This is a genomic window from Mogibacterium kristiansenii, from assembly GCF_029224645.1.
Taxonomy (GTDB): Bacteria; Bacillota; Clostridia; order Peptostreptococcales; family Anaerovoracaceae; genus Mogibacterium_A; species Mogibacterium_A kristiansenii.
Window position 1 is genome coordinate 1 of the sequence record NZ_JAQXUZ010000010.1, and the last position, 12,678, is coordinate 12,678.

Here is a 12,678-nt window from a genome sequence, read left to right on the forward strand (position 1 = left end):
CCCGACCCGAAAGAATGGGGGTTGGCGAACCTGACGGCGGCAAAGTTCGCGCTCGCCTCCCCACAAAGCCAACGATTTCGGTTTTCGAGCGCGAACCCCAGCCCGAAAGAAATGGGGATTAGCGAACCTGACGGCGGCAAAGTTCGCGCTCGCCTCCTCGCAAAGCCAATGATTTCGGTTTCCGGGCGCGAACTCCAGACCGGAAGAAGTGGAAAATGCGCCCCTGACGACAGCAAAGTTCGCGCTCGCCTCCCCGCAAAGCCTACGATTTCGGTTTCCGGGCGCGAACCCCGGTCCGAAAGAAATGGGGGTTGGCGAACCTGACAGCGGCAAAGTTTGCGCTCGCCTCCCCGCAAAGCCTATGATTTCGGTTTCCGGGCGCGAACCCCGGCCCGAAAGAAATGAGAAAAGTGAAGAACAAAAAGATACACGCTGCTGCAGGATAATCCCACAGCAGCGTGTATAAAGGGTTATTCCCTTTTGGAGTAAAAGTGGACGTAATCAATTACTTCTGCAATGCCTTTGCGGTCTCCACGATGTTCTCCACCGTGATGCCGTTCTTTGCCAGCAGACGTTCATAAGGTGCAGATTCTCCGAACTGATCCTGGATGCCGATTCTCTTTACGATGCCCTTTCCGGATTCCGCTGCCACCTCGCATACGGCACTGCCCAGACCGTTGATGATATTGTGGTCCTCGACAGTGATGATTTTGCCGATGTCATCGATGCAGGCCTTTACGCAGTCCACATCCAATGGCTTGATGGTGTGCATGTCAATGACTCTGGCGGAAATGCCTTCCTTTGCCAGTTCTTCTGCCGCCCGGATTGCCAGAATGACGGTATCGCCGTTGGCAATCAGCGCCACGTCGGAGCCGTCCTGAATCTGGATGGCTTTGCCGATTTCGAACTTCTGATTCTCATCGTAGATTACCGGAACCGCATCCCGGGTGAACCGCAGATACACCGGTCCGTAGATTTCTGCCGCCTGGCGAACCAGGGCTTTGGCCGCATAGTAATCCGCCGGCATGACCACTCTCATGTTCGGAATGGTACGGAGAACGCCCATGTCTTCGATGCCCTGATGGCTGGCGCCGTCGTTGGCCGGAGTCAGGCCGCCGTGGGAGCAAGCGATTTTTACGTTCAGGTTGGTGTAGCAAATTTCCTGACGAATCTGTTCCGCCATCCGGAGGGAACCGAATACCGCGTAGGTTACCACGAATGGAATTTTTCCCGTGGTGGCCAGTCCCGCCGCAACGCCGGCGCCGTTCTGTTCTGCAATACCCACGTTCAGATGCTGCATCGGCAGCTCCTTACGAAACTCCTGAGTCTTGCAGGATTTACCGATATCGATATCCACAACGTAGATATCCTTGTTTTCTTTACCCAGTGCTACGATTTCTTCGCCGAAACCGACACGAGTGGCAATTTTCTGTTCTGTATTCATTACCGACCTCCCAGTTCCTTCATTGCGATTTCGTATTCTTCATCGTTCGGTGCTTTGCCGTGCCAGCCCAGCTGGTTCTCCATGTAGGATACGCCCTTGCCCTTAACGGTGCGAGCGTCGATGAATTTCGGCTTTCCGGAAGAGGACGCATTGATTTTCCCAAAAGCATCCGCTACCTGTTCCATATCGTTTCCGTCGATGTCGTAGGTCTCAAAGCCGAACGCGTCCATCTTCTTTACCACATCCAGGTGCGGGATGATTTCATCCGTGGTGCCGTCCAGCTGCAGACCGTTGTCGTCCAGGATGACCACCAGGTTGTCCAGGCCCCACGCGTTCGCCGCCATAAAGCCTTCCCACAGCTCACCTTCATCCAGCTCGCCGTCGCCGATTACCACATATACGCGGTAGTTCTTGCCGTCTCTTTTGCCGGCAACCGCCATTCCCACGCCTACAGAAAGTCCCTGACCCAGGGATCCGGTGGAAATATCGATGCCCGGGCATTTTCTCATGTTCGGGTGACCCTGCAGCATGGAGCCTTCTTTTCTCAGCTTATGCATCTCTTCCTCCGGAAAATATCCCAGAGTTCCCAGTGCTGCGTACTGAATCGGGCATGCATGACCCTTGGAAAGGATGAAGCGGTCCCGGTCCGGCCATTCCGGATTCTTTGGATCGATGTTCATTTCCTTGAAATACAGATATGTAACGACCTCTGCTGCCGAGAACGCACCGCCCGGGTGACCGGATTGTGCTTCATATATCATAGTCAGAGCCTTTCGGCGCAGATCCTGTGCGCGGTCTTTCAGCTCCCCTATGCTGATATCCTTCATGATATGACCTCCTTGTTGTTCATGAATGATTGCCCGTGTCCCATGAAACAGACCTGCCTGCGGGCAAGCAGCACAGGTCTGTTATATCTCGATTAGTTCGAAATCAAGCTTGGAAGCCAGGTGGATACTGCCGGAACGTATGTTACCAGAATCAGTACCAGCAGCGATGCGAATACGAACGGCAGAACCGCTTTGGAAATTTCCTTCAGGGAAATGTTCGCAATGCCGCATCCGGTGTACAGGTTGATTCCTACCGGAGGTGTTACCAGACCGATGGCCATGTTCAGTACCATGATGGCACCCAGATGAACCGGGTCGATGCCCAGTGCGGTTGCGACCGGGTAGAGAATCGGCAGGATGATATACATTGCCGAGTTGGCATCGATGAAGCAGCCCGCAATCAGCAGGATGATGTTCACTACCAGCAGGAACAGAATCTTGTTGCCGCCTACCATGGTAATCAGCGTATTGCTTGCTGCAGATGCCACACCGGTAACCGTGAGCACCCAAGAGAACAGGCTGGCGGTTCCAACGATGAACATAACCACGGCGGTCTGAGAAACGGAGTCCTTGAGAATCGTCATCAAATCTTGAAGTTTCAAGGTCTTATAGATGAAGAATCCAACCAGCAGACCGTACAGAGCTGCCACGGCAGCCGCTTCGGTCGGGGTGAAGATTCCGCCGTAGATTCCGCCCAGGATGATAACCGGCATCATGATGCCCCAGAATGCATCCTTGAAAGCAGCCCAACGTTCCGCACCGGTCGCCTTCGGAATGGTCTCAATTTCCAATTTCCGGCTGACGAACTTCATAGCAACAACCAGCACCACGCCCATGAGGATTCCCGGAACCAGGCCGGCAGCGAAAAGCTGGCCCACGGAATTTCCGGTGATGGATCCGTAGATTACAAAAGTAATGGACGGCGGGATGACGATACCGATGGCACCGGCGGTGGACATCAATGCGGTGGAAGACGCTTTGTCATATCCCACCTGGGTCATTGCCGGGATGATAATCATTCCCAGAGCCGCAACCGTCGCCGGACCGGAACCGGAAATTGCGGCGAAGAAGCAGGCAACGATGACGCATACCATCGCCATACCGCTCTTCTTGTGGCCCACCAAGGTTTTCGCAAAATCAATCAAGCGGGAAGAGATTCCACTCTTCTCCATGATATTTCCGCCCAGTATGAAGAACGGAATTGCCAGCAAAACGAATTTGCCGGTGGACGAATAGAGATTCGCCGGAATAATGGAAAGTGGCAGATTTTCATACAGCAGTGTGATGACACTGGCCATTCCCAAAGATAACGCAATCGGAACTCCCAGGAACAGGAGGACCGCAAAGCTTCCAAATACTACTAAGCCTGCACTCATTCTTATGCCTCCTTATCTTCCGAGTTCGTTGCATCGCTTTTCAGCGTACGGATAAACAGCTGGCAGTAGCGAATCGCCAGGAACGCACCGCCTACCGGAATCATGGCACCAAAGGCACCTTCCGGCCACTGCATGCCGCTGGTCTTCAGTCCCAGCGCGAATTCGTGACCGGACATCCGAATACCGAAGTACAGGATGACCAGTCCAAAGATGATGCCGAGGGCATCGCCCAACAGAGCGCAAGCCTTCTGTCCCGCCGGAGAAAATCTCTCCGTCAGGACCGTCAGGCCCAAATGGGCTCCTCTTTTCGCAGCCACCGCTGCGCCGGCAATACTGAGGAGAATCAGGCCGGCATTGGTCAGCTCTTCGACGAAAGGCATGGAGCTGAGCAGGACATAGCGCGCAAATACATTGACGCATGTGAGCAGCATCATCACCAGAAGCAGGATGCCGCATATATTGTCTTCCAATTCATTCCAGAATTTTTTCATAGGATATACCTTGCCTCACTTTCTATCTGAGTTTCACTACTTCGTCACGCCGAATGCCTTGCAGGCCTCTTCGCCGTACTTCTTCATGTATTCCTGCTTCACCGGTTCTACAACCTTGCGGAATTCCTCAATGTCTGCCGGAGACAGTTCATTGATTACACAGCCGGTGTCTTTGAACTTCTGCAGGATATCTCCTTCTCCTTCCACAATCTGCTGATCCACTTCGTGGCACGCATCTTTCGCACACTCTTTCAGCAGCTTCTGGGTCTTGGAGTTCAGCGAGTTAAACTTCTCGGAGTTCGCGGTAAAAGTAAAAGCTTCATAGGTATACTTTGCGATAGTGATATACTTCTGCACTTCCTGAATGTTTCCGGAATTGCAGGTACTCAAGCTGTTGTCCTGTCCGTCGATGGTTCCCTGCTGCAGTGCGGTGAACACTTCACTCCAGCTCATCGCCTGCGGGCTGGCACCGAATGCCTTGTAGAAGGCTGTGTAGAACGCACCACCCGGAATACGGATCTTCAGGCCGCTCAGATCTTCCGGCTTCTTGATGGAGCGCTTGCTGTTTGTAATCGCCTTGAACCCGTTATGAACCGCGCCCAGGTAAGTCAGACCCTTCTTGGATACCACCTTCTGGATGAACTTTCCGCCATCCCCGAAGAAGGTCTTCTCCGCCTGGTCGTAGTTCTGGAACAGCCACGGCATAGTGCATACCATCAGACGGTTATCCAGATTGGAAATGATACTGGTGGAATGGATGTCCAAATCCGTAGTTCCGCTGGTAATCATCTCCAGACCCTTGTTCATGTTTCCGCTGGCCAGCTGATCGTTCGGGAATACTTTAATCCGAACCACGCCATCGGAACGCTCTTCCACGTACTTCTTGAACAGGAGCGCCATTCTGGTATCATTGGCGATCTCTGTTCCGTTACAGTTGAGCAGCAGCGTTACCTGATTGTATCCGTTCTCTGCTACCTCTCCGCTGTTCTGCTTCGCACAGCCGGACAGGGAAATCGTGCAGAGCAAGGTCAACATCAAGGCAACTGCAATCAGTTTTCTTCTCTTCAATTTTTCCTCCTTCGCAAGCCGGATGCCTGCGATATCCCAACAACATTAACTACAAGCGGTATAGTTTTTTCCCCGGACGAATCCGGATATCACCCCATCATTAGTTCATACTATCATAGGATGTTGATTTTATTTTACGAACATTTTACGCTAAAGTCAACAATAAACATAATTTGGTCGAAAAATTTGTTTCAGGCAACAAACCCATCTTCTAAAATAAAGCAGAATTCCAATTGACTTTGCATGAATTTTTCATTAGTATTGAAGTGTTAAACATCCTATGTTGAACACAATTCGGTTTATGGCTGCAGGCGGTACTGTTTTTTTAATCCAAAACACGAAACATCAACAGGAGGAAACACACAATGAAAGTAGGATTTATTGGACTGGGAATCATGGGACGTCCCATGGCAGAACACATGGTAAAAGCAGGTCTGGATGTCATGGTATCCGACCTGAACGAGAAGATCGTTGCGGAACTGGTGGCCGAAGGTGCGACCGCCGGAAGCAATAAGGATCTGGCGGAACAGTGCGATGTGGTGGAGATGATTCTCCCGAACGCATCCATCGTTAAGAACGTCATTTTCGGCGAAGGCGGTCTGATGGATTACATGAAGGCCGGACAGATTGTGGTAGATCACAGCTCCGTCACCGCAAACGATTCCAGAGAATGCTATGAGAAGCTGCAGGAGAAAGGCATCGGATTCTTAGATGCGCCGGTATCCGGCGGAGAGAGCGGCGCCAAGGCCGGCACGCTGGCCATCATGGTGGGCGGCGACGAGAAGAATTTCAACACCTGCGCGCCGATCTTTGACACCTACAGTTCTCAGGCAACCCTGATTGGCGATTCCGGCTCCGGAAGCATCTGCAAGCTGGCCAATCAGATTATCGTAAACAACAACATCGCCATCGTAGCGGAAGCCCTCACCTTTGCGGCCAAAGCCGGCGTGGATCCGGAGAAGGTATACAAAGCCATCGAAGGCGGTGCTGCGCGAAGCTACGCTCTGGAAGATAAGGCGCCGATGATGGTGGAACGGAACTTCACCCCGGGCGGAACCATCAAAGTCAACCACAAGGATATCACCAACGTAATCAACACGGCCCACGCCATTGATTGCCCGATTCCTTACACCGCTCAGCTCTATGAAATCCAGCAGACCATGAAGGCGCACGGTCACATGGAAGAAGACCACGCCGCTTACGTTAAATATTTTGAGACGCTGGCAGACACCATCGTAGAGAAGAAGAATTAATTTCTTTCTCCCTCTGCCGCGAAACGCAGCACTGCTGCACAGAAAGGAAAATTAATGACTGCTTCAGATTTTATGAAGCCCATTCGCATGAAATCCGCTTCCGATATCGTGGTGGAACGATTGACGGAAGCCATCATCGACGGGCAGATTAATCCGGGAGACAAGATTCCCACTGAGCCGGAGCTGGCCTCCAGCTTCTGCGTCGGACGGAACACGGTACGGGAGGCGGTACGAACCCTGGTTGCGTACGGCATTCTGGAGATTCGCCGTCCCGAAGGTACTTTTGTATGTCGAACCTTCAAACCGCAGACCATCAATCCGTTGATCTACAGTATGATTCTCCAGAAAAAAGAATCTTACCAAGACCTTATCGGTCTCCGGCAATGCATCGAGTTCGGTACCTTGCAGGTTATCATGGATCAAGGTCTCAATACGGAGGATGCGGAGAACCTGCGACAAATTGCGGTCTCCATCGAGCGGGAACTGGACGAACCCAATCCGGATCCGAAATTAATCTGCCGGACGGACATCGCCTTCCACGATGCCATCGCGAAAGCGACCCGAAACGACCTGATTGTCACCGTGAACGAAATGCTGTCCAAGCTGACCTACGGATCCCGAATCCGCACCATCGAGCAGTGCATTCGGGAGCATGACCGGAAGTATCTGGTGGACATCCATTTTGAAATCTTAAAGATTCTGGAAGAGCGGGACACGGATGCCATCGCCCACACCCTGAAGCGAAGCTACAGCTACTGGGCCAACCTGCAAATGGAAGAAGAATAACACCAAACAAATACAACCGTACATGAAAAGCCCCATCGATTTCGATGGGGTTTTTTGGGTAATTATATTATTATATTATCACTTGGCATATTACATCTTTTTCACGAGACGCTTGTAGAAGGTCAGAAGAATGAGACCAATTACCATCATAACAGCCAAGAAGATAAACAGGATGTGGTATCCCGCATTTCCGTATATATCCAGAACTTTTCCGGCCAGCAGCGGGCAGAAGATAACTGCGCCGTTCAGACCTGCCAGATCGCTGGCCTTCTTGCTCAGTGCATTGAAGATGGCCAGGGTTACAGCCAGCAACACTGCGTTGGTGACACCTCTGGTTGCATCCATAACTCTTCCCGGTTATACAAGAACCTTCTTGCCGTCCTTGATGACCAGTGCAACATCATTCAATTTTTCAATATCTTCATCCGGATTTCCCCGGAATACTGCCAAATTCGCTTTCTTTCCTGCTTTTATGGTGCCCACCCGATCGTCGATCATCAGGATTTCCGCATTGTACTTGGTCGCCTGAATCAACGTATCCTTCGGGTCCATTCCCAGCTTGTTCACACGAATCCGGAACTCGTAGATTCCGTTGCCGTGGCTGCCCTCGTAGACACCCGCATCGGTCGCCCAACCCATCTTGATTCCCTGCAGGTAGGCCTCTCTCATTCCTTCATCCAGAACCTTGACGATTTTCTTGGATTTCTCCACGTAGTGCTTCGGCATTCCTTCCGGCCAATCCAGGAAGGAGTGCGGTGCGCTCAGTGTCGGCATCATAAAGCTCCGATTCGATGCCTTGTACATCCGCAAGCACTCATCGTCCAAAATAGTGGAATGCTCAATGGTACGAACGCCATTGCGAATGCACATCTTGATGCCGTCCGTTCCGTGGCAGTGCACGGATACCGGCATCTTCAAGAAGTCTGCCATATCGCAAGCAGCCTTCAATTCCTCTTCGGTAATAATCGGAAGCCCCGGCTCCGCACCCGGATTCATAATTGCTCCGGTGCCCATAATCTTAATCCAGTCGGCGCCTCTCTGGTACTGTTTTCGAATCGCTTTCCGGAACTCTTCCGGAGAATCCGCTTCCAGATACATGGTACCGAAGAAGTCGTTTCCCTTCTCTGTCGGCGAGATGATCTTTCCGCTGGCCAGGATGTCCGGTGCTACCACCGCGCCTTCCCGAACCGCTCTGGCGATGTCGATTACAATATTGTTTCGGTCGCCCACATCCCGAACGGTGGTGTATCCCTGACGCAGGTTATCCTGTGCCAGCTTCAGCGCGGTCATGCTGCGGTATGCATCCGGCTGAACGTTTTCCTCGAAGGTGTTGGTACCCTTCAGGTCTAAGTGCAGATGCGCTTCGATTAATCCCGGAATCACGGTCATATCGGTCATGTCCAAAACCTCACCGGCATCTGCAGTTTTCGGTGCTTTAATTTCCTGAATAATTTCATTATCTATAACGATATCCGCTCTATCCGAATCGTATCCCTCGGTCAGCTCCGGGATGATTCTCGCGTTTCTCAATACAAGCATCTTTGTCGGCTCCTTTCTTCCGTAAAATCAATTTGCTCTGCGGTCTAAGGTTTCCGGCTTCTGTCACCGGAATAATATCCTTACCTCCTAAACAAGCACTCTCGCCTTAACTTGTCTATATAATAACAAAGAGAAAATCCCGGCTCAAATTCGGTCGCATTCACGGTTTTCAAAAATGCTTCGATTATTTTTTTCATATGATGAAAAAAATTTGCAAATGTGTTATAGTTGTCCTTAGTAATTTGCATACATCACATTTATTCATGAAATTCTTTCCAAAAGCGAAAGTTTGGATCGACATCAGAAGGGAGACATCTATGCAGCCATCATTTTACAGAACCCTCGGTCAAAAAATAAAAGCCTGCCGGAAGGCGAAGGGCATCACATTGACGGAATTGGCGGACACCATTCATCGGAGTCCCGCCTCCCTTTCCAAATATGAGAGCGGGAATGTGAACATCGCCCTCGACGCTCTGGTGGAAATCTGCACCGCGTTAAATGTAGATATTGCGGAATTTCTGCCGGCCACCTACAGCGATCCGGACAATGTGGATATCCTGAAGTACAAAAAGCATTTTGTGGATCAACTGTACATCTACTGGTACAGCGGAGACGCAAAAAAGGTAAAGAGTGCACTCATCGAGAACTCTCATCCGTCCATGAAGTCCGTGCTGTATTTCGACACGGATACGAAGCATATGGAGTATCAGTCGGATTTCATCTATCACGGTGAGGTCACTTACTCCGATACCTGCATCATGTTCTACTACACCAATGAGGAACCGCCGTTTGATAAGATCTTTATTCGGATGCCTCTTCTCTTCCATAAGGACCATCCTCAAATGGGAATCATGTCCTGCATCTCCCTGTTCTACCAGGGGGTTACCGCCAAAATCATGGTATCCAAGAAACCCCTCACCTTTACCCCGGAGCTTACGAAGGAGCTCTTCATCTCTCCGGAAGAAATTAAGGAACTGAAACGCAGCAACATGCTGATTATAAAATAGAAACACCGAATGAAAGGACCCCGTCGAAAATCGACGGGGTCCTTTCGGCTTATATTCTGATATGGTCACTTAGAATATTCAAATATAATTGTCTGAATTAAAGCGCACCCTTTGCGTGCATCTTCTTGATGTAGCGCTTGTAAACGGTGAGAATCACCAGACCGATTACCATCATGACTGCTAAGAATACGAACAGGATATGGTATCCCGCATTCCCGTACGAATCCAGAACTTTTCCGGCCAGCAGTGGGCAGATGAATTCCGGCATATAACCGATGGTGCAGATCAAACCGATGGCGGTTCCGGACATGTGCTTCGGAATTCCGCATTCATCAAACATGGAGAACGCCAGAGAATATGCCGCATACATGCCGAAGTAGATGCATACGCAGATACCGATGAACACCTTGCTGGTCATAGAGCCCGCAAAGATCAGCACCAGCGTGGACGCCAGCATGATGCCCAGCGTTCCGTACATTACGTTTGCTCTTCCGATTCGGTCTGCCGCCACGCCGCCGACCACGCAAGCCACCGGACGAACGTACTGCGCCAGCATGGTAACCATGGCGCCGGCAGCGGCAGTCATGCTCAGGTTTGCGGTTGCATACGGAGTGAAGTAGTAGAACAGGATGTTCATGGTGTAAGAACAGCATACTACCAGGGACAGCATCCATACCACCGGCATCTTCAGCACCTGTTTTACAATGGCAAAGGAGAACTTGCTCTCTTCGTCTTCCGCTTTGACATCATCTTTCTTTTCGGTTTCGAACTTTCTTTCATCCAGTACGAAGTACAATCCAATGCCCATTACGATGCAGATGGCGGAGTAGAAAATTACCACGCCGTTCAGGCCTGCCAGGTCGCTGGCTTTCTTGCTCAGCGCATTGAAGATGGCCAGAGTTACCGCCAGCTGAACCGCATTGGTGACACCTCTTGTCGCATCCATAAAGCCGTATGCCTTGCTCTGCTCATCCTCATTCGCCAGAGAACGCAGCACCTTCAGCAGTGCCGGCCAGAATGCGAACAGGGAGGTGAAGCCCCAGAGCAGATAGATGAATACCAGCATCAGATAATTCGGGTGCAGCAAGTGCAGCAAACCACCCAAGCCGGTGAGGACCATGGAGACGGACATCAGTTTTTTCGGTGTGAAAATATCCGCCACCACGCCGCCGAACAGATAGGAGCAGGCGCCCATGATTCCGAAAATGGAACCGAACATACCCATCTGAGCGTTGGTCAATCCGTAGGTCTGCAAATACGCATCGTAGTAGTACGATCTAAAATACGGCAATCCGTAGATCATGGTTCCGGCGATGGAAATCAGGATTAGCCGGAGCATGTTTTTCTTCAGTTTTGATTGTGTTCCCATAATACTCTCCTCATTTATTTAATTGTCGCTAAAAATAATTACTTTTCCCCTGAGGTTTCCGGCTCCGATTCCGGAACGGTCTGTTTCACGTCTCTCACCGGAATCACCTTGTTCTCCAATCCGGATTTCTTCCAGATCAGCAGGCCGGATACGATAATCAATATACTTCCGCCAATCAGTTCTGCTTCATAGATGATGTTTTCCTGCGTGTTTCCCATAATCGGAAGTGCAGAGCAGATGATGGCAAATACGCACAATGCGGTTACGGCATATGTAACGGTGGATGCCAGCTTCTTGTTCTTCGTCATCACATAAAGCCCATCCAAATCTTCTTTTTCCCGCTTAATCTTTCCGTATGCCAAGAACAGGAATACGTACGGGAACAGCGTGGTCAACGCTGTCATGGTCACCAGCATGTTGTAGATTGCCTCCACTCCCGGCAGGTAGGACACGCCAATCAGCAGGACGGAGATCAGGGTGGCCTGGAAAACAATCGCTTTGGTCGGAATTCCGTGCTCATTCACCTTGGTAATCCGTTCCGAGAATACGCCCGGTTCCACGAACCCGAAGAGCATCTTGGTCGGCTGTGCGATGTACAGAACCAATGCCCCCAATACGGACAGTGCGATTCCCAGTGCGATGACCTGAACGAACAAGGTTGGAATTCCCAGAAGTTCACAGGCACGAAGCAGTGCATCCAGCGTTCCGGTAGAAGACTGAATCTCCGAGGTCGGCAGCAGCATGGTCATGGCGATGGAACCGATGGCGTACAGCACGCCGATAATCGCCGCTGCGGTGCAGATTGCCCGCGGATAATTTTTCTGCGGATTCTCCATCTCCGAGATGAAGTTGGCGGCCAGCTGAGCACCGGTGTAGGCAAACATAATGCTGGAAATCGCTACCAGGGAGTTCATGTTCAGCTTCGGCGTCAGCGTCGCAACGGTGAATACGGAAGCACTCGGCGCCTTCTTCAGGAAAACGATTGCCACAAAGCTCAGTACAATCAGGCATACCGTCGGCACCGTAGATCCCAGAGATCCCACACTGGTAAAATACTTTCCGAATTCCATGCCTTTCATGCTGGCGATGGACAGAATCCAAATGATGGCGATGGACATCACCAACACCAACAATTTGTTGTTGGCCAGTTCCGGACGTCCCACCATGTAGGTGGCATTTACCGAAAAGAAGGTGAGGAAGGATGCAAACCAGAAAATTAAAGCCGTCCAGTGCATCCAGGACACCAGGAATCCGTATTTGGTTCCGAAGGCCACCTTCACCCAATAGGCCAGCCCGCCATCGTGCGGATAGGATGCTGCCATTTCCGCGCACATCAGTGCCTGCGGTACGAAGAACAGGAACATCAGTATTACCCACATCGGAATCGCACCCAGTCCCAGATACGCATCCGATGTGGATCTGGCAATCCAACGAATTCCGTACAGAGCGGAAATGTTCAGCATAACCAGTTCCCAAAATGTGATTTTCTTGTTTTTCATAGCCCCTCTCCTTTTCTGT

12 protein-coding genes are annotated in these 12,678 nt (G+C 51.0%); 3 read left to right on the forward strand and 9 right to left on the reverse strand.

Annotation, left to right across the window (positions count from 1 at the left end):
- Window positions 1-505: 505 nt before the first annotated feature.
- From PUE40_RS02985 to PUE40_RS03005, 5 genes are all read right to left on the reverse strand, one after another.
- Window positions 506-1,444 carry a transketolase family protein gene (locus PUE40_RS02985; protein WP_277671860.1) on the reverse strand — a complete coding sequence of 313 codons (939 nt, stop codon included), beginning with the start codon at window positions 1,442-1,444 and terminating at the stop codon, window positions 506-508.
- Window positions 1,444-2,271 (reverse strand): transketolase, encoded by an 828-nt coding sequence (locus PUE40_RS02990; RefSeq protein WP_277671861.1) that lies wholly within the window; start codon window positions 2,269-2,271, stop codon window positions 1,444-1,446. The genes PUE40_RS02985 and PUE40_RS02990 overlap by 1 nt, the downstream gene beginning before the upstream one ends.
- Window positions 2,272-2,363: 92 nt before the next feature.
- Window positions 2,364-3,647, reverse strand: a complete 1,284-nt coding sequence (locus tag PUE40_RS02995; RefSeq protein WP_277671862.1) for a TRAP transporter large permease — start codon at window positions 3,645-3,647, stop codon at window positions 2,364-2,366.
- A 2-nt stretch (window positions 3,648-3,649) separates the two neighbouring features.
- The gene (locus PUE40_RS03000; protein WP_277671863.1) at window positions 3,650-4,138 is read right to left on the reverse strand and encodes a TRAP transporter small permease; all 489 of its coding nucleotides are present in this window, start codon (window positions 4,136-4,138) and stop codon (window positions 3,650-3,652) included.
- A gap of 36 nt (window positions 4,139-4,174) precedes the next feature.
- Window positions 4,175-5,206 (reverse strand): DctP family TRAP transporter solute-binding subunit, encoded by a 1,032-nt coding sequence (locus PUE40_RS03005; RefSeq protein ID WP_277671864.1) that lies wholly within the window; start codon window positions 5,204-5,206, stop codon window positions 4,175-4,177.
- 344 nt (window positions 5,207-5,550) lie between these two features.
- On the opposite strand from PUE40_RS03005, the gene PUE40_RS03010 reads away from it, so the two are divergent.
- Entirely contained in the window at window positions 5,551-6,459 is a 909-nt protein-coding gene (locus PUE40_RS03010; protein ID WP_288796568.1) for an NAD(P)-binding domain-containing protein, read from the forward strand.
- Between the two features lie 54 nt (window positions 6,460-6,513).
- On the forward strand, window positions 6,514-7,245 hold the full coding sequence (locus tag PUE40_RS03015; protein ID WP_277671865.1) for a FadR/GntR family transcriptional regulator: 732 nt from the start codon (window positions 6,514-6,516) through the stop codon (window positions 7,243-7,245).
- 90 nt (window positions 7,246-7,335) lie between these two features.
- On the opposite strand, the gene PUE40_RS03020 is transcribed toward PUE40_RS03015, so the two are convergent.
- Both PUE40_RS03020 and PUE40_RS03025 read right to left on the reverse strand, forming a co-directional pair.
- A complete protein-coding gene (locus tag PUE40_RS03020; RefSeq protein ID WP_277671866.1) occupies window positions 7,336-7,590 on the reverse strand; it encodes a hypothetical protein in 255 nt (84 codons plus the stop codon).
- Between the two features lie 12 nt (window positions 7,591-7,602).
- A complete protein-coding gene (locus PUE40_RS03025) occupies window positions 7,603-8,784 on the reverse strand; it encodes a metal-dependent hydrolase family protein (protein WP_154554533.1) in 1,182 nt (393 codons plus the stop codon).
- 317 nt (window positions 8,785-9,101) lie between these two features.
- Between PUE40_RS03025 and PUE40_RS03030 the strand changes: the two genes are divergently transcribed.
- Window positions 9,102-9,791, forward strand: coding sequence for a helix-turn-helix domain-containing protein (locus PUE40_RS03030; protein WP_206157343.1), 690 nt, complete (start codon window positions 9,102-9,104; stop codon window positions 9,789-9,791).
- Window positions 9,792-9,888: 97 nt separating this feature from the next.
- On the opposite strand, the gene PUE40_RS03035 is transcribed toward PUE40_RS03030, so the two are convergent.
- Window positions 9,889-11,160: an MFS transporter gene (locus PUE40_RS03035; protein WP_154554535.1), complete on the reverse strand. Its 1,272-nt coding sequence runs from the start codon at window positions 11,158-11,160 to the stop codon at window positions 9,889-9,891.
- Window positions 11,161-11,198: 38 nt separating this feature from the next.
- The gene (locus tag PUE40_RS03040) at window positions 11,199-12,659 is read right to left on the reverse strand and encodes an APC family permease (RefSeq protein ID WP_154554536.1); all 1,461 of its coding nucleotides are present in this window, start codon (window positions 12,657-12,659) and stop codon (window positions 11,199-11,201) included.
- Between the last annotated feature and the right edge of the window lie 19 nt (window positions 12,660-12,678).